This window comes from Cryobacterium glaciale (genome assembly GCF_004402535.1).
Lineage (GTDB): Bacteria > Actinomycetota > Actinomycetes > Actinomycetales > Microbacteriaceae > Cryobacterium > Cryobacterium glaciale.
In genome coordinates this window covers 83,339-105,369 of record NZ_SOEY01000030.1, presented here as the reverse complement: position 1 = coordinate 105,369, position 22,031 = coordinate 83,339, and the positions used below count along the sequence as shown (strand labels likewise).

General features: G+C 67.8%; 18 protein-coding genes. 4 read left to right on the top strand and 14 right to left on the bottom strand.

The features are described from left to right. Positions 1–99: 99 nt before the first annotated feature. From uraH to E3O06_RS14895, 7 genes are all read right to left on the bottom strand, one after another. Positions 100–468, bottom strand: coding sequence for a hydroxyisourate hydrolase (gene uraH / locus E3O06_RS14925; protein WP_134504170.1), 369 nt, complete (start codon positions 466–468; stop codon positions 100–102). After that, positions 465–956 carry a 2-oxo-4-hydroxy-4-carboxy-5-ureidoimidazoline decarboxylase gene (gene uraD, locus E3O06_RS14920; protein ID WP_134504169.1) on the bottom strand — a complete coding sequence of 164 codons (492 nt, stop codon included), beginning with the start codon at positions 954–956 and terminating at the stop codon, positions 465–467. The genes uraH and uraD overlap by 4 nt, the downstream gene beginning before the upstream one ends. 25 nt (positions 957–981) lie before the next feature. Further along, on the bottom strand, positions 982–1,833 hold the full coding sequence (locus E3O06_RS14915; RefSeq protein ID WP_241980240.1) for a MurR/RpiR family transcriptional regulator: 852 nt from the start codon (positions 1,831–1,833) through the stop codon (positions 982–984). Beyond that, positions 1,830–3,110, bottom strand: a complete 1,281-nt coding sequence (locus E3O06_RS14910; RefSeq protein WP_174843242.1) for an allantoate amidohydrolase — start codon at positions 3,108–3,110, stop codon at positions 1,830–1,832. The genes E3O06_RS14915 and E3O06_RS14910 overlap by 4 nt, the downstream gene beginning before the upstream one ends. Beyond that, positions 3,107–4,360, bottom strand: a complete 1,254-nt coding sequence (locus E3O06_RS14905; protein WP_134504167.1) for a pyridoxal-phosphate-dependent aminotransferase family protein — start codon at positions 4,358–4,360, stop codon at positions 3,107–3,109. The genes E3O06_RS14910 and E3O06_RS14905 overlap by 4 nt, the downstream gene beginning before the upstream one ends. 95 nt (positions 4,361–4,455) lie before the next feature. After that, on the bottom strand, positions 4,456–5,661 hold the full coding sequence (locus E3O06_RS14900) for an amidase family protein (RefSeq protein ID WP_198415832.1): 1,206 nt from the start codon (positions 5,659–5,661) through the stop codon (positions 4,456–4,458). After that, entirely contained in the window at positions 5,654–6,757 is a 1,104-nt protein-coding gene (locus E3O06_RS14895) for an acetamidase/formamidase family protein (RefSeq protein ID WP_134504166.1), read from the bottom strand. The genes E3O06_RS14900 and E3O06_RS14895 overlap by 8 nt, the downstream gene beginning before the upstream one ends. 169 nt (positions 6,758–6,926) lie before the next feature. Here E3O06_RS14895 and E3O06_RS14890 point away from each other — a divergent pair, with 169 nt between their 5' ends. Next, positions 6,927–7,694, top strand: a complete 768-nt coding sequence (locus tag E3O06_RS14890; RefSeq protein WP_166788229.1) for a nucleotidyltransferase family protein — start codon at positions 6,927–6,929, stop codon at positions 7,692–7,694. Positions 7,695–7,729: 35 nt separating this feature from the next. Here the strand turns inward: E3O06_RS14890 and E3O06_RS14885 are convergent, their stop codons facing one another. After that, entirely contained in the window at positions 7,730–9,598 is a 1,869-nt protein-coding gene (locus tag E3O06_RS14885) for a DUF222 domain-containing protein (RefSeq protein WP_478213381.1), read from the bottom strand. Positions 9,599–10,242: 644 nt separating this feature from the next. On the opposite strand from E3O06_RS14885, the gene E3O06_RS14880 reads away from it, so the two are divergent. Next, a complete protein-coding gene (locus E3O06_RS14880; protein ID WP_134504163.1) occupies positions 10,243–10,842 on the top strand; it encodes a hypothetical protein in 600 nt (199 codons plus the stop codon). Next, entirely contained in the window at positions 10,818–11,699 is an 882-nt protein-coding gene (locus E3O06_RS17810; RefSeq protein WP_206751377.1) for a PKD domain-containing protein, read from the top strand. Before E3O06_RS14880 ends, E3O06_RS17810 begins: the two co-directional genes overlap by 25 nt. Before the next feature lie 70 nt (positions 11,700–11,769). Here E3O06_RS17810 and E3O06_RS14870 read toward each other — a convergent pair whose 3' ends face one another. The 4 genes from E3O06_RS14870 to E3O06_RS14860 all read right to left on the bottom strand — a co-directional run bounded on the left by E3O06_RS14870 (position 11,770) and on the right by E3O06_RS14860 (position 17,230). Then, positions 11,770–13,131 carry a nucleotide disphospho-sugar-binding domain-containing protein gene (locus E3O06_RS14870; protein WP_134504161.1) on the bottom strand — a complete coding sequence of 454 codons (1,362 nt, stop codon included), beginning with the start codon at positions 13,129–13,131 and terminating at the stop codon, positions 11,770–11,772. Beyond that, positions 13,128–15,404 carry a glycosyltransferase gene (locus tag E3O06_RS14865; protein ID WP_241980239.1) on the bottom strand — a complete coding sequence of 759 codons (2,277 nt, stop codon included), beginning with the start codon at positions 15,402–15,404 and terminating at the stop codon, positions 13,128–13,130. Before E3O06_RS14865 ends, E3O06_RS14870 begins: the two co-directional genes overlap by 4 nt. Positions 15,405–15,737: 333 nt before the next feature. Beyond that, positions 15,738–15,839: an MFS transporter small subunit gene (locus E3O06_RS18480; RefSeq protein ID WP_194087785.1), complete on the bottom strand. Its 102-nt coding sequence runs from the start codon at positions 15,837–15,839 to the stop codon at positions 15,738–15,740. After that, positions 15,836–17,230 (bottom strand): OFA family MFS transporter, encoded by a 1,395-nt coding sequence (locus E3O06_RS14860; protein WP_134504159.1) that lies wholly within the window; start codon positions 17,228–17,230, stop codon positions 15,836–15,838. Before E3O06_RS14860 ends, E3O06_RS18480 begins: the two co-directional genes overlap by 4 nt. 210 nt (positions 17,231–17,440) lie before the next feature. Between E3O06_RS14860 and E3O06_RS14855 the strand changes: the two genes are divergently transcribed. Continuing rightward, positions 17,441–19,741 (top strand): FdhF/YdeP family oxidoreductase, encoded by a 2,301-nt coding sequence (locus E3O06_RS14855; protein WP_134504158.1) that lies wholly within the window; start codon positions 17,441–17,443, stop codon positions 19,739–19,741. 158 nt (positions 19,742–19,899) lie between these two features. On the opposite strand, the gene fdhD is transcribed toward E3O06_RS14855, so the two are convergent. Then, positions 19,900–20,757, bottom strand: a complete 858-nt coding sequence (fdhD, locus tag E3O06_RS14850; protein ID WP_134504157.1) for a formate dehydrogenase accessory sulfurtransferase FdhD — start codon at positions 20,755–20,757, stop codon at positions 19,900–19,902. A 131-nt stretch (positions 20,758–20,888) separates the two neighbouring features. Continuing rightward, complete coding sequence (moaA, locus tag E3O06_RS14845; RefSeq protein ID WP_134504156.1) at positions 20,889–22,007, bottom strand: GTP 3',8-cyclase MoaA; 1,119 nt, start codon at positions 22,005–22,007, stop codon at positions 20,889–20,891. Positions 22,008–22,031: the final 24 nt, after the last annotated feature.

The following is a 22,031-nucleotide window of genomic DNA, read 5'->3' as shown; positions in this document are numbered from 1 at the left end:
AGCCGTGAGTTTCAGCCTATTTTCGTATTATTTGGGCCAAGACTCACGGCTCGGTGTTCAAGACTCACGGCTCGGCGTTTGAACTCACGGCGCGGCTCGTCAGCTGCCGCGATAGGTCGAGTACGCGAACGGACTCAGCAGCAGGGGCACGTGGTAATGCTCAGAAACCTCGGCGAGGTCGAAAGTGATCGTCACCTCGGGGTAGAACGTGGCGCGGCCAGCGCGCGCAAACCAGGCGCCGGTGTCGAAACGGATGCGATATCGTCCCGCCGGCAGCACGGGCGGGCCGAGCACGGCGAGACGACCGTCGGCATCCGTTTCGCCGGTCGCGAGCGGTACCCAGTCGATGCCGACACGCTGGTCGAGCTCGGCCGTTACGCCCGCAGCCGGCCGGCCCGTGACGGAGTCGAGCACGTGCGTCGTAACGTGGCTGCGCGCGTGACGCTCCGCACCCGCACCCGCGCTCACGCGGCACCCAACTCGATCAGGGCCGTGAGGCGCAGCAGGGCGATCTCCCGCAACTCGCTCGCGACGATCAATGCCTCGACCTCGTCCGGCAGCAGCATGCGCCGGTTCAGCTCGGCGAGGATCTCGGCGCGGGTGCGCCCGGCGGCACGAATGAGGAACACCCGGCCGAAGCGCACCTCGTAATCCCGATTGCCGGCGGCGAGCGATGAAGCCAGCTCGGCGTCGTCGGCGTCGACCGAGGACTGCTCGCGGCGGGAGAACTGCTGCGCCGCCCCGGCTCCCGTGGGTGCCTGACCGATCCGCGGATGCCCCGCGAGGGCTTCGTCCACCTCGAGCCGCGTCAGCGGGGTCGCGGCCCGCCGCGCGGCATCGACCAGCGCGTTCGCCTCGGTGTATGGGGCGCCGGCCGCGACCTCGTCGACCCAGCGCTCAACGCCGAGGCAGGCGTACAACCGAATGCGTAAGTCCCGTGCGGAATAGGTCAGCATGGTGCCCAATCTAAAAGAGATGTCGTCACCACGGCGCCTCGAGTTCGTCGAGGTCTTCATAGACCTGGGTGATGGCCGCGATGCGGGTGCGCGTCTCGCGCACATTTGCGCCCATCACGCCGGTCGCGAGCAGGTTGATCAGGCTCATCGCGGTGGCATAGCTGTCGAAGGCGCTCGCGCTGTCGATCGGGCATTCCAGCCAGACCGCGGCTCCGTCGGCGTGCTTGCGCGCCGAGGAATCGGCGATCAGCACGAGCGGAATCCCCCGCCGCTCGATCGCCGCGACGAGCTGCCCGAACCCCGCCGTGCGACGGCGAAAACCGAACAGAACGGCCACGTCGTTCGGGCCGAGTCCGGCCAGATCCTCGCCGATCGACTGCCCGGGCAGCGGTGCCAAACGCACGCTCTGGCAGGTCTGGGCGAGCTGCTGGCGCAGGTGCAGGGCCAGCGGGTAGCTGTTGCGCAGCCCGATCACGACGACGTTGCCGGCGTGCGCGATCAGCCGCGCCGCGGCATCCAGTCGGCCGTCTTCGAGGTTCTGCAGCAGCAGCCGCAGGTTCTCCTGCTCGCCGGCGAAGTGCGCGGCGAGGCGCGACGGCGTTCCAGCGGATGCCCCCGGCCCACCCACCGGGGCGCCGTGGCTGCGCAGGGTGCGCGCGTGGTCGCGCACCTCCGCGGAATCCTGAAATCCGAGCCGACGAAACAGCCGAGACACGGTCGCCTTGGAGACCCCGCTGAGCCGCGCCAGTTCGGACGCGTTGTACACAGCCAGGTCGCTCAGATGATCGAGGATGAAATCGGCTACCCGCTGCTCCTGCGGTGTGAGCTCGCCATAGCTCCTGTCGATGCGCTGCCCGATGTTCATCGTGTCGGTCACTTCGTGGCCGCACGGGCGTCGAACTCGGAGTCGAGTTCGTCGGCGTCGTACTGGTCGGCGAGGTGCAGCACGGCGGCCTCGAAGGCATCGAGCGCGAGCGCCACGTCCGCCTCGGTGACCGACTCGTCCGGATGATGACTGACCCCGCCGCGGCACCGCACGAACAACATGCCGATATCGGTGAGCGCCGCAATCGCCATGGCGTCGTGCCCGGCCATCGAGAACAGTGTCGGCGGCGGCGAATCGTCGGCGACAACCCGACGGATGCCCGTGGCCACGGCCGCCCGCAGGTGCGGACTGCAGTGCGCGGCCGGCGCGCCGTGCGTCTGAACGCTCGTCACCCTCAACGCCCGGCGCTCGCAGATCTGCTCGGCGGTCTGCTCGATCAGGGCCCACGCGCGGTCGCGTTCCGGATCGAACTCGCCCCGCAGGTCGAGACTGAATTCAACCCGCCCGGGGATCACGTTGACCGCGTCGGGCGTCAGGGCGAGGTGGCCGACCGTGCCGATGAGGTTCGCGCCCCTGGCGATGCGTTCGATGGCGAGAATGACCTCGCTCGCACCGGCCAGCGCGTCGCGGCGCAGCGCCCACGGCGTGCCCGAGTGCCCGGCGGCGCCCTCGATCACGATCGAGAACCGTCGGGCGCCGGCGATCGATGAGACGACACCGAGCGCCCGCCCCGAGTCGTCGAGCACCGGGCCTTGTTCGATGTGCGCTTCGAGGTAGCCGATGAGGTCGGCCGGGGTGCGCGCGGCCTCGCCGATCACGTCCGGGTCGAGTCCGAAGGCGCGGTAGGCCGCGTCGAGGCTCACGCCGTTCTGGTCGCACAGCTGCCACCAGTCCCCCTGCCAGGTTCCGGCAAGGGCGCGACTGCCGAGCAGGGTCGTGCCGAACCGGGTCCCCTCCTCGTCGCCGAAGGCGGCCACCTCGAGGGCGAACGGCAGGGCCCGGCCCGAGCCCGCTACCCGTTCGGCCACGGCGATGGCGAGCAGCACCCCGAGAATTCCGTCGTACCGTCCAGCCGCGGGCACGGTGTCGAGGTGCGAACCGAGCAGCAGCGCCGGCAGGCCGGGCCTGGCGCCCTCGAGCCGACCGCACTGGTTACCGGCGGCATCTTGCCAGGTGGCCAGGCCGGCCGCGGTCATCCACTCGGCGGCCAGGGCGTTCGCGGCCGCGTGCTCGGGCGAGAGGTAGACCCGCTCGATCAGGCCATTCGGCAGCGAACTGTGCCGCGCGAGCTCATCGCAGCGGTCGAGAATGTCGGCGGCGGTCGTCACGGGGTTTCCTGTCGGGCGTCGTCCGCCGAGTCGGTGTCGGCGTAGAAATCGTAGGCGGCGCCGACGCCGCTGCCAGCGACAACGGATGCCCCGGCGCGGCGCAGCACAGCTTCGAGCGCGGCGAGGGTGGTCAGCACGGTGTCCTGGCGGGCGTTGTAGCCCATGGTGCCGATGCGCCAGACCAAGCCGCGCAGGGGGCCGAAAGAGGTGCCGATCTCGATGCCGAAGTCATTCAGCAGGGCGCCGCGCACGCTGTCGCCGTTCACCCCGTCGGGAATCACGACGGCGACGACGTTGTTCATTTTGTGCCGGAGGTCCCCGAACACGTCGAGGCCGAGGGCCTCGACTCCGGCGAGCATCGCTGCGCCGTGCCGCCGGTGCCGGTCGACGGCCTGCGGCAGGCCTTCGTCGACGAGCAGCCGGGCGCATTCGCGGGCGCCGTAGAGCATGGTCGTGGCCTCGGTGTGATGGTTGAGCCGCTTCGGCCCCCAATAGTCGAACAGCATCGACAGGTCGAAATAGTTCGAGCGGATCGGGTTCTGCGAGACCGGATCCCCCGGTTCGCGCAGCCCGGCCTCGATGCTCCTGCGGGCGTTGATCACGGCGGCGGCGCGCGGCGAGAACGTCGACGGAGCCGAACCCGACGGGCCGGCCAGGCACTTCTGCAGGCCGGCGGTGACAGCGTCGAGGCCCCAGGCATCCGTTTCAACCGTGTTACCACCGAGCGAGGCGGTGACATCGGTGTAGAACAACACGTCGTGACGGGCGCAGATCTCGCCGAGTTCGTCGAGCGGCTGCATCATGGTGGTCGAGGTGTCGCCGTGCACGATCGCGAGCAGTTTCGGTCGGGTCTCGCGGATGGCCTGCTCGATCGCGGCGGGGGTGAAGACCTGCCCCCATTCGACCTCACGCACGTGCACCTCGGCGCCGGCCCTCTCGGCGATCTCGCGCAGCAGGTGGCCGAAGCGGCCGAAGATGGGCACGAGCACGCGGTCGCCGGGTTCGATCAGCGAGACCAGGGCGGCCTCGATGCCGGCCCGGGCGGTACCGTCCACGAGCAGGGTGTGCTCGTTCGAGGTGCCGAACACGGTGCGGTAGAGCTGTTGCGTCTCGGTCATGTAGCCGGTCATGGCCGGGTCGTACTGGCCCACCAGTTGGGCCGCCATGGCGCGCAGCACCCGGGGATCGGCGTTGATCGGGCCGGGACCCATGAGAAGCCGCGCTGGCGGGTTGATCGAAAGGCTGGGCATGTGTTTCACTCCTTCGGCGTCGTGAAACAGGTGTTTCAGGTTCACAGTTTAGGCAGCCTACGTTTCCTGCACGTTACGGGGATGTCGCCGGTGATTTACGCGAGCCTGTCAGCCAGCCCCACAGCACTATCGATGAGCGCGAGGTCGCTGAACCGTGGCCCGACCAGGCACAGCCCGAGCGGGGTTCCGTCGACGTCGAGCAGCGGAGCGGACAGGGCCGGGAACCCGCCGATCGCAGCGAGGCAGGTCAACGCGAGGGTCGCGCTGCGGGTGCGATCGAGGTCGGCCGGTGCGCTGTCGCGACGGGGTGCCGTCGACGCGGTGCTCGGCAGCAGCAGCACCCGATCGTCGAGAATCTGATCCAGGCGCTCGCGGGCAGCGCCGAGCACCCCCCGCGCCGCTCGTTCGGCGCTGCCGGTCACCCGCGATGCCCAGGCGAAGCGGGCAGCGATATCGGCACCGAGCACACCGGGGTGGGCGCGCACCCATGAGCCGTGAACCTGCCAGGCCTCGGCCGCCTGCACGGTGCGGAAGGCCTGGAACATCGCGGCGAGATCGCCGACGTCAACCAGCTCGACCGGGGCGATACCGTCGGTGCTCTCGAGCCGATCGACGGCGTCGACGAAGGTTTTCTGCACGGCGTCGTCAAGCCCGAACACAACGGATGCCGCCACCGCGTATCGGGCCGGCGTGCCGCGCTGCAGCTGCGGCTGCACCGACGCCACGACGGCCGCGCGCAGCACCTCTGGCGTGCGGGTGAGCCAGCCCACCGCGTCGAACCGCGGCGCGAGCGGCAGCAGCCCGCTGCGGTTGACGGCGTCCTGCGTACTGCGCAGCCCCCACAGGCCCTGGTACGACGCCGGCACCCGAATCGAACCTGCGGTGTCGGTGCCGAGCCCGATATCAGCCTGGTCGAGCGCGACGGCGCTGGCCGGACCGCTCGATGATCCGCCGGGCAGAGCATCGGGAACCCGCGGATTCGGCGGGGTGCCGTAGTGCACGTTGGCGCCGATGATGCTGTACGCGAACTCATCGGTCTGCGCGATGCCGCGCACGGTCGCGCCGGCTCCGAGCAGGGAGCGCAGTGCCGGGGCGCTTTCGGCCGCGAACGGCTGCTCACGCAGGTACTCGGGAATGCCGGCACCGACGGCGAACCCGGCCACGTCGTAGAGGTCCTTGACCGCGACGGTGCGGCCGCAGAGCGGGCCGATGTTCTCACTGCCCACGAGCGGGTTGCCGAGAACCCGCCAGATGGTGCTGTCGAAGGCGGGTACCGCCGCCGGTTGGAGCGAATCACCCACGAAAGTCCGCCACTCGAATGCGGCCGTGCACACCGGTGACCCGGTCGACCACCTGCGAAATGTTGAAGTCGGTGGCGGCGCTGAGGTAGGCGTAGGCGAGGGTACGATCCATTCCGAAGCGTGCCGCGAGCAGGTTGATCGCCGCCCGCACACACTCTCGCACGGCCTCGCCGAGGTCGGCGTTCAGGCCGGTCGGCACGAGAAAGTCGGTCGTCTCGGCGAGCGGGCCGCCGAGCGCGCCAAACTGGGTGAGGGCATCCGCTTGGCTGATCACGTCGAAACGCACGCGCACCCGCAGCGAAGCCTCCATGGCGGTGAGCGCGACTTCGCCGTCTCCCTGGGCGAAATGCGGGTCACCGACGTAGGCGAGCGCGCCCGGAACCTGCACCGGAAGGTAGAGCGCGGATCCGACGGTGAGCAGGTTGATGTCGATATTGCCGCCGTGCGCGCCCGGCGGCACGGAATGCGCCCGCACGTCGCCCGCGACCGCGACGCCCATGATGCCGAGGAAAGGGTCCAGGGGAAACCGAACCACCCGGTCGCCGCCCGGAACGAGCGGCAGTGTGCCGACCTGGATACCCTCGAACGCTTCGACGGCCGCGAACACGCTCACGTTCTCGACGCCGAGCGGATACTCTCCCGGCAGGGCGCCACGCCCGTGCCGGTTGGAGATGATGCCGTAGGGAACGCGCGGGGTCGCCTCGAGCACGGTCATCTTGAGCAGGTCGCCGGGCCGGGCGCCACGCACGTGGATGGGGCCGGTCACGACGTGCGGCCCGTCGCTGCCCGGGTCATGATCGAAATCAGACGCCGCGAGGTCGATCGCGTCGTCGAGCACGAACTCCCGCGGCACGCCGTGGCGGCCGAAGAAGGCGGCCGGGTCGCGGCCCTGGTCTTCGAGCACGCCCTCGTGGCTGATCGTGTCGATCGTGACCTCGTCGCCCGACTCGATCGTGAGCACGCCCACGTCGCGCGCGCAGGGCAGCCGGCCCCACAGCACGTTCTGCCGGGTCGCCGGCAGGTAGTGGATGCTGCCGGTCCCGTTCGAAGACCGCTCCGGAGCCCGTGTGAGCGGCTGCAAAATCTGAGGGGACATGGGCGCCTTCCGAGCAGGGCCTGGTGGAAGCTGGTGGGTCGGCGAACTCGAATATTTCGAACCGTATCTGCGAGCGTATAACGCCGCCGGCGTAGAAACGTTGGCTCACCCCCGTGATGGGGGAACATGGCCACAGCGCGAGCGGCGCCGAAACCCTACGATGGCAGGCATGCATCTGCCGCCGCCACCCAGCCGCGTCGCCGGGCTCGTGCTCGCCGCCGGGGCCGGTTCGCGTTACGGCATGCCGAAGGCGCTCGTGCATGATTCCGCCGGGCACTCGTGGTTGCAGCACGCGGTCCGGGTGCTGGCCGCAGCCGGATGCTCCCCGGTGATCGTCGTGCTCGGCGCCCGCGGGGCCGAAGCGGCGGCGCTGCTCGAAGCCGGCAGGGATGACCCGACCGGTGCGCCGGCACGGGGCGCTTGCCAGCTTCCGGCATCCGTTCTGGTCGTGCAGGCCGCCGACTGGGCCGAGGGGCTCTCCGCGTCGCTGCGCACCGGTCTGCGCTGCGCGCTCGACCAGCCCGATGTCGACGCCGTCGCGATCATTCCCGTCGACGTTCCTGATCTGAACGCGGCAACGGTGGCGCGGGTGATCGGCGCGAACCACGAGACGATGGATGAGCGTGGGACGGGTACGGCGGGTGGGCCGGGTACGGCGGGTGGGTCGGGTGCGGCGGGTGGGCCGGGTACGGCGGGTGGGCCGGGTGCGGCGGATGCGGCCACCAGCCCGGCCGCCGTCTCGGCCGACACTCTGCGTCAGGCCCGATTTGCCGGCCAGCCGGGGCATCCCGTCGTGATCGGCCGGGCGCACTGGGTGCCCCTCATCGACAGCATCGCCGGCGACACCGGCGCCCGCCCATACCTGCACGCGCACCAGGTCGAGCAGATCGAGTGCGGTGACCTCGGCACCGGAGCCGATGTCGACCGGCCGAACTGACCGGTTGGGTCCGGAGCCAGGGGCAGTGCCAGGTTCTAGTTGCGGTAATCGTCTGCACTTCGCTGATCGAGCCCGCCATCGCTGTGACGCGCCATTGTCTGTGGGTCGCTACCATCTCGTTGGTCGAGCTTGTCGAGACCGCCATCGCTCAACGCGCCGCTGTCTGCGGTGACATCCGTTCGGGGGTACGCTGCGGGCGGGTCGAGCGGCAGGGGCTCCTGCATGAGCGGGTTGTTGCGGGGCAGGGCGATCATGGTCTGCTCGGGGTCGATGTCAACCGGCGGTTGCAGCCAGTACTGGCCGCCTCGGAGAAGGATTTTCCAGTGCCGGTTGTGGAGCAACAGATGGTGCAGGGCGCAGAGCAGAATCGCGTGGTCGATATTGGAAAGTCCGAGGTCAGACCAGTTTTGAATGTGATGCGCCTCCGTCCATGATGGTGGTTGGTCGCAGCCGGGCCAGCGGCATCCGCCGTCGCGCACGGCCAGGGCCCGGCGTTGTTCCCGGTTGAACAGGCGTTGGTCTCGTCCTACGTTCAGGGGTTGCCCGGCCTGGTTGAACAGAATGCCGAGGTAGCCGGTGTCGCACAGGTGTCGGGCAATCGTCTCCGCCGAGACGGGTGCCGGGTTGCCTTCGAGATAGCCGAACCCCCCGTTCGCCTTGTTGACCGGGACATTCACAATGGTTTGCGCGCCCGTGGGCTGACCCGATTCGCTGTCCGGCAGTTTGTCGATCTTCCCGCCACTGGTGATCCCGGCGGTTTCATCAGCCCGAGAATTCTCCCGGGACCCGGCCGGCGTGGTGTCGGTGGCCTCGGCGTTCGCAATGGTCTCGATGTTCGCAGTGGTCTCGATGGTCTCGATGGTCTCGATGGTCTCGATGGTCTCGATGGTCTCGATGGTCTCAGTGGTCTCGATGGTCTCAGTGGTCTCAGTGGTCTCAGTGGTCTCAGTGGTCACGGTGGTCTCGGTAGTCGTCGTCGTGGCCGGGCCAGCGTCGGTGCCGATTCGCCCGTCGGGGGTCGCCGCGCTCGGGCCGGGGATCGTGGTGGGGCAGTCGTGTTCGGTGACGATGACCTGCACGACCGGGCGGCGGCCACCGAACAGGGTGTTCGGGTCGGCGTCGGCGCCGAGTTTGAGCAGCTGGGTGAAGGAGTCCGCGGCGATCTGATCCAGCGTGCGCGGATCGTCTTTCACGCTCTGCGCCCACGCCGCCCGCTCCGGGTCAACGAACCGCACCCCACCGCGGCGCGGGCTGGTCAGCGCGTCATAGGTCGCGACCCACAGCTCGCCCTGCTCCGGCGGCAGCAAAGCGTGCAGCGTCACCATGCCGTCGGCCCGCCGCCAGAGCGACCAGGTGGTGTCGTCACGGGCCTGCTTCTCCCGCGCGCGAATGCCCGCCGCGTCGAGTTCGTCACGCAACCGGCGGGCTCGTTTGAACGCCTGCTCCGTGTTCATCCCCGGCGCCTCCGCCAGCAGCACCCTCAGCGCGGCGGCGAGCTTCTCGACGGTGATCGCCTGGTCCAGGGTGCCCAGGCCCCGCAGCAGGGCATCGCCCACCCCGGGCGAGAACGTACCAGCAGAGACCGCGTGCACGATCGGCGCCTGCCACGGCACCACCACCTCGACCAGCGACGTCGGCACGATCAGCGGGATCGGCGGCGCCACCGCGACCGGTGGGGCGACCGGGACGGCCGGCCTGACCGGGCGGGGCGCGGCCTCCGGCAGTGGCAGGTCGGGGTGTAGTTCGGCCCACGCTTCGGCCCGATCGGCCTCGCGTGCCTCCCACTGGGCGGCTTCCCAGTCGGCTTGCCGCTGCGCCTGCGCCGCAGCGAGAGCCGCAGCCTCCACGGCCGCAGCCGCGGCCGCCGCTGCAGAGNGGCGTTCGGCCGTCTCGGTCTCGCTCATCAACACCCCGACCGCCACCAGCCGGCCCGCCTCGATCCGGCTCAGGCCGGTCGCCTGCTGCACCATCAACGTCGGGTTGCCAAACCCGTGCCGGGCCGCCAACCCGGACTGACCCAGCTGCGGCCGGGACCGCTCGGCGATCGTGCCCGCCAGCAACGCCGCCGCCGTGTTGCTCAGCCGCAACAGCGCCGCGATCGGACCCCGCGCCGCGAGCACCTCCACATCCGACAGGCCGCCGAACTCGGCACTGGACCCACCGAGCGCCGCCACGGTGGCCGCCGCCCAGGTGAGCTCCATCGCCAGATTGTTCATGATTCAACCCAACACCCGACCACCGACATTCCCGAGGAAAAATCATGCTTACAAGCACTAAACCGAGCACATCCACCAAAGAATACCCAAAGAAATGTTTCCGCAGCCATCACAGGCCCCCACCGATCCCCGCCCGCGGGGTTCAGGGGACAGCACAAAACGGCGTCCATGCTGTTGGCCTGACCGCGCCCCACCTGGCATCGCTGGTCCTGGCGCCACACTCAGCTCCGGAAATCGGGAGTCCCGCGTACAGCACTAGCGGGATTGAGGCCGGGACACCAGCCTGTGGAAAGATTAAATGGGATTGTAGTAATCCGGCCTATGGTGTGCCCATGCGAATTCCGCCGCGGCGCCGCCCCGTGCACAGAGTTGTCACGACCGCCGGCATCCTGTTCCTAATCGTCACCGCGCTCAGCGGATGCTCAGCCACTCCCGCCGCCACGCCCGCACCCAGCGGCACGGCCGCGCCGCCCGTCGCCGAGGAAACGGCTGCGCCTCCGGTCTTCGCCTCCAACGACGAGGCGCTGGCTGCCGCGGAGGCCGCTTACTCCGAATACCAACAAATGTCGAACCAGATTGCCCACGAAGGTGGAGCAGACCCGGACAGAATTGCCAAATTTACAGTTGGTACCGTCCTCGAGTCTGAGCTGGGAACATACGGACGAATGGCGGCGGACGGACTTCGCCTCGTGGGTGATCTCGCATTCGATTCGTTGACGCTGCAGAGCGCAAATCTAGAGTCGGGCGCCTTGGTGGCGTACGTCTGCCTCGACGTCACTAAGACGGACGTGCTTGACGTTGAAGGGGCGTCTGTCATTCCCGTGGGCCGCCCCAACCGCTACCCGCTGCAGGTATCGCTCCTTCACGATTCTTTCTCCAACCGACTCTTCGTCGAGAAATCAGACTCATGGTCCGGCTCAAATTTCTGCTAGTCGCTACCGCCGCTCTTGCTCTACTGCTGTCGCCAACCCATGTTGCCGTCGCTGGAGTGCGCGCCACCGCCTGCACAGGGATTGACGGCGCGCTGTATGCCTGCCCTGACCCACCAGCGACTGGCGGTATCGCAAACGGGGGAAGCGTCGACCTGACAGCGGACACCACTTCGGGCTCCAGCGGCACGGGGGCCTCGAGTCACCCCCGGCGAGGACGCGGCGGGCCGGGCACCACGGCACCACCGCGAGTCTGCGCCAACGGAGACCCGGCAAAACCCGGCATCAAAACAATCCCCTGCGGTAACGGATCATTCCTCCCCTTCGCCACAAATCCCACCCCAGCCGCCCCGTGCACCGTCTGCTCCCCCGACACCATCGTGCGCGTCTCCGACCTGCAAAACTTTCCCGCCTATCCCGCCCCCACCGGAATGGAACCAGGCGGCTGGGCGATCGTCGGACTGGCCGCGAATTTCTGGGCGCAAACATCCGCTCAACTCGGCGAAGGCCTCCTTCTCGGCCAACCCGCGCAGGTCATGTTCACCCCGATCGGCTACCACTGGACCTACGGCGACGGCGCCACCACCTCAACCGCAACCGGCGGCGCCAGCTGGGAAGCCCTCGGCCTCACCGAATTCGCCACCACCCCCACCAGCCACGTCTACACCGAGAAAGGCACCTTCACCGTCATCCTCACCGTCGACTACCGAGCCGACTACAGCTTCGGCGACCAGGGCTGGCGACCCGTCGAAGGAATCGTCACGGTACCGTCCACCCCGTTCACCGTCGTCGCAGCCAACGAATCGACCGTGCTCGTCGCCGAGGACTGCAACGCCAACCCCCGCGGCCCCGGCTGCTGAGAGAGACGAGACGCGGTCCACAGGCCACCGCGTCCGGGATGATCGGCTTCCAGACCCTGGAACGGGTGTACTAAGCCCGGGCCGGCACCCGGGTGAGAGCCGCGTAGGCTCGCTCGGCGCCGGGCTGCGCGGCCAGCGACTTCGCGAGCGCATCGAGGCGGGCGCGCGGGTCGCCACTCGCGTCGCCACGCGGGTCGGCACGCGGGTCAGCACGCGGGTCGGCACCGAGGCGCAGCATTCGCTCGCAGGCGGCTCGCAGGTCGAGAACCGTGGCGGTATTGGGCGGCAGCGATTCGCCGAAGCCCGCCGCGTCGAGGGCTGCAGCGCCGGCGAACTGGTCGGTCGAGAACGGCAACACGACGAGGGGAACCCCGGCCGTCATCGCCTCGGTCACCGAATTGTTGCCACCATGGGTGACGGCGAGGTCGGCTGCCTGCAGCAGGCGCACCTGCGGCAGGAACGCGCGCACCAGCCAGGAGGCGGGGACGGGTCCAAGCTCTACGGGGTCGGTCGCGCCGACGGCGATGGCGGCCCGCACCGGCAGGCCGTCCAGTGCTGCGGCGACCTTCGCGAGTACGTCACCGCGCACCGAGAGAAAACTCCCGAAGCTGACGTAGACCACGGGCAGCGAATCGGCCGCCAGCCAGGCTTCAACCTCGGGGTCGACGGCCTCGGACCGCACGGCCGACCCGAGAAAGACGTGCGGCGGCAGCTGGCGTGTTCGCGCTGGCTCGTGCAGTTCTTCCGGGTAGTTGAGCAGCAGCACGTCGCCCGATTCCTGGAAGGCGTCCCGGCTCGGTACAGCCGCCGGGTCGAGCTCCCGCAGGGCGTCGTTCCACTGGGATGTGAAGGTGTCACGCGCGGTTTCGCACTGGAGTTTCAGCATGGCCAGTTCCGCGGCGGCGGGCGAAAACACGACGGGCCAGGCTGGCGGGTATCCGTAGACCTCCGTGCCAACGGGCAGGGCCGACGGATGCCCGAGCACGACGTCGGCGTGCGCGACGCCGGCACTGAGCAACCCCAGCCGGGCGCTGAAAGCCAGATGGTCGACGATCACCTGGTCTGGCTGCACCCGGGCAACGATGCGCTGCACCTCGCGGGCGATCTCGACCGGGTTGTAGAGCAGGTCGCTGCTGCGCGCCTCGGCCTGAAAACGCAACGTGTCGACCATGCCGCGGCGGGTGGCGTCGAAGAAGCCGCGCAGGGCGTTGTCTTCGCCGACGGGCTGCGCTTCGACCCGGATCGTGCCGGGGTTCGAACCGCGACCGAGTTGCAGATTCTCCCGTTCGAATCCGAACGAGGTCACGATGTCGGCCGTGGCCGGACCGCTTGCGACCACGACGCGTTCGCCGGCCCGCGCCCAGGCTGTGCCGAGCGTGGCGAGTGGGTATAGGTGTGAGGCGTAGTCCGGGCTGATGATCAGCAGGGTCATGAGACGCTCAGTTCCCAGGCGGCCGGCTCGAACGCCACGGCGACGTCACGGTAGACGCCAGCGAGGGTGGTCGCCATCGCCTCGATCGTGAAGTTGTCCATCACCATGCTGCGGGCCCGCGCCGCGTTGGCGCCGCCGTGCACTCCATTCGCCACGGTGAGTGCGTCGGCGATGGAACGAACCAGTGCGTCACGATTTCCGGTATCAACCAGAAAACCGGTCACGCCGTGCTCGACGTAAGTGGCCGGTCCGCCATCGTCGGGGGCGACGACCATGAGCCCGGTCGCCATCGCCTCGAGCAGGGCGATGCCGAACTCCTCTTTCATGCTCGCGCAGACATAGACCCCGAACGGTGCAGCGAGGCCAGGCCGACCGTAACGGGCCGCGGCGAGCCAGCGGGCGACCGTGTCGTTGGCGCGGTGTCCGGCCAGCAGCAGTCCGTGTGCCGCAGCATCGCCGAGGTCGCCGCTCGCCAGAGACCCCGCCATGCGCTGCAGCTCGATACCCTCGTCGAAGGACGGATGCTCGAGGTCACCGCCCACAATCAGCAGATTGCAGCGGGTCTGAAGTGTCGAGTCGGTGTTCCACGCCTCGACCAGGGCGGCCATGCCCTTGACGCGGTGCAGGCGTCCGACGCTGATCAGCAGGGGCAGGCCGCGTCGCTCGGGCGGGAGGGTGCGGAGCAGCTCGTCGAGCTGATCGAAGGCCAGGGCGGCTGGGTCAGCCGCCGCCCTCACGTGGGCGTCATGGGAGACCAGCAGGCTCCCGCCGGTGAGGCCGAGCGAGCCGAGGGCATCCGTTCGGGAGCGGTCGATCACCGTGAGGTCGATGCCTTCGGGGATGACGGAGTGCCGTTCGGGGTGCGCGTCGATGTCGATGCCGGTCAGCCGAACGATGTCCTGCTGCAGGTGCGGGCGCGGAAACAGCACGGTGTGGGCGGCATCCGCGGCGAGCCGCTGCACGAGGCGGGCGCGAAACCAGAAGTGTTCGACAGCGTCAACCGTGCCGAAGTTGGCGCGGGTGAGGGCGCCGCTCGATTCGAGCGAGTCGATCACGCCGTGCGGGTCGGGTGCCACGGTGAACACCATGGGAATGTCGAGGTCACGGGCAACGGTGGCCGCGGCGAGGCTGCCGACGTCGGCCATGCGCAGGTGAATTGCGTCGACCACGCCGGCCGAGCGCAGAATACGGCGGATTCCACGCTGCGCGGCGACCCGCCGCGGCCAGGCGTCGATCGACGGAACCGGGCCGCCGACGAACGGCACCGCGGCGAAGGAATGCCCTGGCAGGGTCGATCCGACGTCGGCGAGGGCCTGGAGGGCGCCGTCATGGGTGCCGCGGGAGATGGTGATGACCCGGTCGACCGCTCCGGCAACGCCGGCTCCAGCTGTACGGGTGCCGGCCGCGCTGGTCCTGGCCACGAGGGCGTCGCCGAGGCGCACGAGCAGCGTCGCGATGCCGCCGTTGTCTCCGGCACCCACCTGGGACAACTCACCATCGATATCGGCGTGCAGGAACAGCTGGGCGATCGTGGTTCCCCGATTCCACGATGCCCGCGGGGCATCGGTCGCGGTGAGGTCGAACAGCGCCAGCCGGGCAACGGCGGCGAGCTCGGAGGCGGGTGCTGCGGCATCCGCTTGGGAGAGTGCGCTGAGCAGCGAGATGACGACGGTGTTCGGGGCACGGTCACCCAGGGCGGCGATCGCGGCAACCCGCGCGTGCAGGTTCTCGGTGCTGTCGACAGCCACGCGGCGCAGCAGGCGTTCGGGCACGCGGCCGGGGATGAGGCCGATGGTCTCGATCAGTCGGGCGCGGGCGAAGACTTCGCTGACGCCCAGCAGGGCACCCTCGAGAAAAAGTCCGACCTGATCGCCAGCCGAGGAACCCCACTGCTCCAGAGTGCGCTGGGCCAGCATGCCGGTGAAACCGCCCTCACGCACGAGCGTGACGAGCCCCGCAATCGCGTCATAGCGGGGCAGGCGAGTGCCGAAGGCCCAGGCTGCGTGCTCGCGCAGGAACGCCGAGTCGTGGTGCAGCAGGGCCACCAGAACCTCGTCGGCGGAATCGTCGAAGACCTGGGCGAGAGCGTGCACCGCCGCGATGGCGGTGAGCTGATCGCTGGGGTCGGTTGCCGCTTGAGCCAGCAGCCGCACGGCCCGCACTCCGCCATCGCGAGCGGCGGCGACCGTGAGGTTATCGGCCCGCCGGATACCGTCAAGAATGCTGGCGGCAGCGCGTTGCTCGTCAAGGGCGGTGTGGGTGGCCACGGGCATCTCCTCCCCGCGGAATTTTCCACGGAACGATCGCGGCAATTCGGGCTCACCGCGAGTGAACGGGGGGCTATCTCGACCATCCCAGGTCGACAAGTCCAACAACCCGGGCAATTGACCCGCCCGGAATGGATTTAGCTAACTGCGTTAGCTAAATCCCCATTCGCCATCATTGCATGATTCACGGCCCTGAAGCTGGGAGACTTCCGAAATCGGTCAGAAGCGTCGCCAGCGCGCCAAGAACAGGGATGCGCGGAAAAATACCGGTTAATCGAATAGAGTCACGCCCCAGTGATTGGAGCGTGACTCTGTGTTTTCGAAAATGCCTTAGGTGAACTAGCCGAACAGGGCTGTCACCTTGGTGAGTGTTTGAATGATGCCGAAAGCGAGCGGAATACCGACCAAGACCCACCCAACGACGAGCTGTGCCTTCTTCATGACTGCGCCTTTCCTGCTGCTGCCCCGACGAGGGGCTTGTCGGGTTCGTGAAATTCGGAGTGCACCGGTCGCACGAACAGGTTCGCCACGAAACCGACCATGAGCAGCCCGACCATGGTGAGCAGGGCCGGCTGATAGGCCGCGGCGGTGAGCTCTCCCGGCGCACCCTGGGCGTCCAGGAACGAGTTGACAATGAGCGGTCCGGCTATTCCGGCTGCCGACCACGCGGTCAGCAGGCGACCGTGAATGGCGCCCACCTGAAAGGTGCCGAACAGATCGCGCAGGTAGGCCGGGATGGTGGCGAAACCTCCGCCGTAGAACGAGATGATAATGAAGGCCAGAATCACGTAGAGGGCGGTCGTGCTGGGGCCGAAGAGGGCCAGCAGCAGGTACAGCACGGTGCCGACTCCGAGATAGACCATGTAAATGTTCTTGCGCCCGGTTTTGTCCGAGGTGGCCGACCAGATAAAGCGTCCACCCATGTTGGCGAGCGATAGCAGGCCGACGAAGCCGCCAGCAACGGCGGCGGAGACGAGCGAGTCGCCGTCATTCTGGCGGAAGAAGTCCTGGATCATCGGTGCGGCCTGCTCGAGGATGCCGATACCGGCCGTGACGTTGCAGAACAGCACGACCCAAAGCAGCCAGAACTGACGCGTTCGAATGGCGTTCCGGGCCGAGACGTGGTTACTGGTGACGAGGGCTTTGGCACGCACCCTCGTCGGATCGAATCCGGCCGGCACCCAATCGGCGGCCGGAACCTTGATGGTGAAGGCCCCGAACATCATGTAAGCGCAGTAGATCACGGCGAGGGTCAAGAACAGCTTGCCGACGGCATCGCCGCTGGCAACCCAATTCGCTGCACCCGAGTTCGGGTCGTAGAAGCTGAGCAGCATCGTCGACACCGGGCTCGCGATGAGTGCGCCGCCACCGAAGCCCATGATGGCCATGCCGGTGGCCAGCCCCGGGCGGTCCGGGAACCATTTAATCAGTGTCGAGACCGGTGAGATGTAGCCGATGCCCAGCCCGATACCGCCGATGAAGCCGTAGCCGAGGTAAACCAGCCAGAGTTGATTCGAAAAGATTCCGAGCGAACCGATCAGGAATCCGCCGGACCAGAACAGGGCCGCAACGAACATGGCCTTGCGAGGTCCGTTGGTGTCGACCCAGGTGCCCATGATGGCCGCCGAAAGCCCCAGCATCACGATGGCGATCGAGAAGATCACCCCGATCTGCACCAGACTGGCGTCGAAGTGCGCCACGAGCGCCGTTTTGTAGACGCTCGTGGCGTAAGCCTGGCCGATGCAGAGGTGCACGGCGAGGGCGGCCGGCGGAATGAGCCAGCGGTTGAATCCGGGTGGGGCGATGGTGCGGTCTCGATCGAGCCAGCTCATTGAGATGTCCTTGCTGCCGGGAAGGCGTATAGCGACGTTGCTGTGCGGTTCGGCGGTTCACGTTGACCATGAACGTAGTGCGCAAACGGGGGGTCTGGTGATGCGCGAACTACAGACTATACGCACGATTGGAACGAATTCTCTTTCGGATTCCTTACCCATTTCGCCGTTGAGGGGCATTTTGATCGGTTGACAAGGCAGGATGGTTTTATGACACGCTCAGCTCCGATCGAAGACATCAACGAAAATAATCTCGTTGTCACCGCGCCCAAAACCCATGCGGCGGGTGTTGAAGCCGTAGTTGTGGCTCTCGATCGGGGCATCGCCCAGGCCGGTATCGGGCGCACCGCCCGTTCGCTGCTGCGACTCAACCAGCGCGACGGCACCGACTGCCCCGGATGCGCGTGGCCGGAGTCCCGCGGACACCGCAAGACCGCAGAATTCTGCGAAAACGGCGCGAAGGCCGTCGCCGAGGAGAGCACACTGCGCACGGTGACGCCGGCATTCTGGGCCGAGCATTCCATCGCCGAGCTCGCCACCAAGACCGAATACTGGCTCGGCAACCAGGGCCGCATCACCCACCCCGTGGTGATTCGCCCGGGCGACACCCACTACTCGCAAATCTCCTGGGACGACGCCTTCGAACTCATCGGCGAGCAGATTCGCGCCACCATTCCCGACCGCACCGTGTTCTACACCTCCGGTCGCACCGCCAACGAGTCGGCGTTCATGTACCAGCTGTTCGCCCGGTCCATCGGCACCAACAACCTGCCGGATTGCTCCAACATGTGCCACGAATCCTCGGGCTCTGCTCTGAACCCCACGATCGGCATCGGCAAAGGTACGGTCTCGCTCGAGGACATCCACCAGGCCGAACTCATCCTGGTGGTCGGCCAGAACCCGGGCACCAACCATCCGCGCATGCTGTCGGCCCTGGCCGAGTGCAAGGACAACGGTGGCCGGATCGTGGCGGTCAATCCGCTGCCGGAGGCCGGGCTGTTCAACTTCATGGATCCGCAGACCCCCAAGGGCGTGGTCGGCAAGGGCACCAACCTGGCCGATGAGTTTCTGCAGATCAAGGTCGGCGGCGACCTGGCCCTGTTCCAGGCGCTCGGTCACCTGCTGCTTGAAGAAGAGGCACGCGTTCCCGGGTCGGTCATCGACCTCGAGTTCGTCGCCGCGAACACCGACGGGATCGAGGCCTATCGCGCGGCCCGATCGGTAATCGACTGGGACGAGACGAAGAAAGCCACCGGGCTCGAACGTGCCGCGATCGAGACGGTGGCGCAGCTGCTCGTGGCCAGCAAGGCCACCATCATCTGCTGGGCGCTCGGCCTGACCCAGCAGCCGCACTCGGTGAACACCCTCAAGGAGATCATCAACCTGCTGCTGTTGCAGGGAAACTTCGGCAAGCCCGGCGCCGGCGCGTGCCCGGTGCGCGGCCACTCCAACGTGCAGGGCGACCGCACCATGGGTGTCTGGGAGAAGCCGAAAGAGGACATGCTCGCCGCGCTCGACGCCGAGTTCGGCATCGTGTCGCCGCGGGAGCACGGCCTCGACTCCGTCGACACGGTTGATGCCTTCGTGCACGATCGGGTGGACGTGTTCGTGTCGATGGGCGGCAATTTTGCCCTCGCCTGTTCCGACACGGACATGCTCGAGAAGGCCATGCAACGCGTCGGCCTCACCGTGCACGTCTCCACCAAACCCAACCGCTCACACGTGATGCACGGCAAGACCTCGCTCATTCTGCCGACGCTCGGCCGCACGGATACCGATGACAAGCATCCGTCTGGCCGCCAGGTGCTCTCGGTGGAAGACTCGATGTCGGTCGTGCGCACGACCCAGGGTCGACTGGAGCCGGTGTCGGAGCATCTGCTGGCCGAACCGGTGATCATCGCCCGCATGGCCCACGCCACTCTCGGCGACGACCACCCGGTCGGCTGGAAGGCGATGGCCGAAAACTACGACGTTGTTCGCGACCATATCTCCCGCGTCGTGCCCGGCTTCCACGATTTCAACGCGCGGCTCAAGACCAAGAACGGGTTCGTGCTGCCCAACCCTCCGCGCGACACCCGCACCTTCGCCACCGAAATCGGTCTCGCCCGGTTCACCGTGAGCCCGATCGAATATCTGTCAGCGCCCGAGGGTCACCTGATTCTGCAGACCATCCGCAGCCACGACCAGTACAACACCACGTTCTACGGGCTCGACGACCGGTATCGCGGAATCAAGAACGCCCGCCGGGTCATCCTCATCCACGAAGATGATGTCACCGAACTCGGCTTTGCGGACCGCGACCTGGTCGACGTGATCAGCACCTTCCGGGGCGTGGAGCGACGAGCGGATGCCTTCCGTCTCGTGGTCTATCCCACGCCGCGGGGATGCGCGGCCGCCTACTTTCCCGAGGCGAACGCCCTCATGCACCGCGAACTCGTGGCCCGCGAGTCGAACACCCCCGGATACAAGGCTATGACGGTGCGCTTCGTGCGGGCCGGCACCGCTGCCTGACCCGGTACCACCCGTCGCGCGGGAGCTGCGCCAGTGCGCGGGGGTTCTGGCCTGGCCAGAACACCCGCGCGACGAGTGCCGTTGGAGCTGCGCCAGTGCGCGGGAGTTCCGCCTCGCACGCAGCGGCGCAGGTCCCGCGTACCGCGCCGGGCTGGCGGCTACATCACTGCAGCGGACGCGGCATCCGCTCGGTCGACGATGCGGTCACCGCCGGCATAGATGACCATGGAGTCGCCGCGGAGAAAACCGACCAGGGTCATGCCCACCTCGGCGGCGAACTCCGCGGCGAGTGACGACGGCGCCGAGACTGCTGCCAGCACCGGGATGCCGGCCATAAGGGCCTTCTGGGTCAGTTCGAAACTGGCCCGGCTCGACACCATGAGCACGGTGCCGGTCAGCGGCAGCCGGTTTTCCTTGACCGCCCAGCCGATCACCTTGTCGACGGCATTGTGCCGGCCCACATCTTCGCGCAGCACGAGCAGGTCTCCGGTGGCAGCGTCAAACAGACCGGCCGCGTGAATGCCGCCGGTCTTCTCAAACACGTTCTGGCCGGCGCGCAGCTGCTCCGGGAACGTCGTGAGCGATTCGGCATCCACTCGCACCGGGTCATCCGCTATGACGAAGGCCGATTTGGTGCGCACGGCGTCGATGCTCTCCTTGCCGCACAGGCCACAGGAGCTGGTGGTCAGCAGCGAGCGTTCGAGGCTCGGTGCGGGCGGCGCGACGCCCGGGCCAAGGGTGACGTCGAGCACGTTGTAGGTGTTGACACCGTCGACCGCTCCCGCGCAATACCGGGCGGTGTTGAAGCCGTCGCCCGTGGTGATGACGCCCTCGGAGACCAGGAACCCGGCCGCGAGGTCGATGTCGTTGCCGGGGGTGCGCATCGTGACGGCGAGGCGGCGGCCGTTCACGCGAATCTCCAGGGGTTCTTCGACCGCGAGCAGGTCCTCGCCGGCCAGGGTTCGGGAGCCGACGGTGAGCCGGGTGATTTTACGTCGCGCGGTGATTCTGCTCATGTTCAAAGTCTGCCACGGGTCGGCCCGGGCCGCAGGTCGGTACGCTATGCCGGTAGATTTCACGACACGCCGTGATTTCGTTCGTCCGAGCCCGGCGTGTCGCAAATTTACCGGCGTTGGGTGCCGGCCGCTCACCCGCCGATGTAGCTCATTTCGATCTTCTTGGCACCGGATGCCCGCAGCTCGCTGGTCTTGGCGCTGCGCAGCTGCGAATACCGGTCGGTGCGCTCCCGCCAGAGGTGCGCCATGACGGTGGAGAGCTCGGCGTCGGAGCAGCCGCCGCGCATGAGCGCCCGCAGGTCGTGACCCTCGGTGGCGAACAGGCAGGTGAACAGCTTGCCGTCGGTCGACACCCGGGCGCGGGAACAGGTCTGGCAGAAGTTCTGGGTGACGCTGGAGATGACGCCGATCTCGCCGCCGCCGTCCTGATAGCGCCAGCGGCGGGAGGTCTCGCCGCTGTAGTTCGGCGCGATCTCTTCGAGCGGAAGCTCGGCGTGGATGCGCGCGATCACGTCTTTCGACGGCACAACCGCGCCCATCTCCCAGCCGTTGCTCGTGCCGACGTCCATGAACTCGATGAACCGCAGAATATACGGGGTGTCCTTGAAATGGCGGGCCATGGCCACGATGTCCTGGTCGTTCTTGCCGCGCTGCACGACCATATTGACCTTGATCGGGCCGAGCCCGACCGCTTCGGCCACGTCGATGCCGTGCAGCACCTTGGCGACGGGAAACTTCACGTCGTTCATGGTGCGAAACGTGGTGTCGTCGAGCGAGTCGAGCGAGACGGTGACCCGCTTCAGGCCGGCATCCTTGAGCGCCTGCGCCTTCACGGCCAGCGCCGACCCGTTCGTGGTGAGCGCGATGTCGATCTCGCGTCCGTCGGGCGTGCGCAGCTCGGCCAGCAGAGCGATGAGGTCTTCGAGCCCCTTCCGCAGCAGGGGTTCGCCCCCGGTGAGCCGAATCTTCTCGACGCCGTGCGCCACGGCGAGGCGGGCGAGGCGGGTGAGTTCCTCAAAGCTGAGCAGTTCGTCGTGTTCCATGAAGGCGAAGTCCCGGCCGAAGATCTCCTTGGGCATGCAGTACACGCAGCGAAAGTTGCAGCGGTCGGTGACACTCAGGCGCAGGTCGTGCAGCGGCCGGTTCATCCGGTCGATCACAGTGCCGGTGGGAGTCTCGAGGTTCACCGGAATGTCCGCGCGCTCTCGATAGAAGCGCGGAACTGGTTCTGCAACGTCGGCGCCGGTCATGTTTCCACCCTAATCCTCGTGCCC

Bases quoted from the DNA above. Each gene is read 5' to 3' on its own strand.
- uraD (WP_134504169.1), bottom strand. From the start codon at position 956: ATGCTGACCTATTCCGCACGGGACTTACGCATTCGGTTGTACGCCTGC.
- E3O06_RS14905 (WP_134504167.1), bottom strand. From the start codon at position 4,360: ATGCCCAGCCTTTCGATCAACCCGCCAGCGCGGCTTCTCATGGGTCCC.
- E3O06_RS14895 (WP_134504166.1), bottom strand. From the start codon at position 6,757: ATGTCCCCTCAGATTTTGCAGCCGCTCACACGGGCTCCGGAGCGGTCT.
- E3O06_RS14890 (WP_166788229.1), top strand. From the start codon at position 6,927: ATGCATCTGCCGCCGCCACCCAGCCGCGTCGCCGGGCTCGTGCTCGCC.
- E3O06_RS14880 (WP_134504163.1), top strand. From the start codon at position 10,243: ATGCGAATTCCGCCGCGGCGCCGCCCCGTGCACAGAGTTGTCACGACC.
- E3O06_RS17810 (WP_206751377.1), top strand. From the start codon at position 10,818: ATGGTCCGGCTCAAATTTCTGCTAGTCGCTACCGCCGCTCTTGCTCTA.
- E3O06_RS14870 (WP_134504161.1), bottom strand. From the start codon at position 13,131: ATGACCCTGCTGATCATCAGCCCGGACTACGCCTCACACCTATACCCA.
- E3O06_RS14865 (WP_241980239.1), bottom strand. From the start codon at position 15,404: ATGCCCGTGGCCACCCACACCGCCCTTGACGAGCAACGCGCTGCCGCC.
- E3O06_RS18480 (WP_194087785.1), bottom strand. From the start codon at position 15,839: ATGAAGAAGGCACAGCTCGTCGTTGGGTGGGTCTTGGTCGGTATTCCG.
- E3O06_RS14860 (WP_134504159.1), bottom strand. From the start codon at position 17,230: ATGAGCTGGCTCGATCGAGACCGCACCATCGCCCCACCCGGATTCAAC.
- E3O06_RS14855 (WP_134504158.1), top strand. From the start codon at position 17,441: ATGACACGCTCAGCTCCGATCGAAGACATCAACGAAAATAATCTCGTT.
- fdhD (WP_134504157.1), bottom strand. From the start codon at position 20,757: ATGAGCAGAATCACCGCGCGACGTAAAATCACCCGGCTCACCGTCGGC.
- moaA (WP_134504156.1), bottom strand. From the start codon at position 22,007: ATGACCGGCGCCGACGTTGCAGAACCAGTTCCGCGCTTCTATCGAGAG.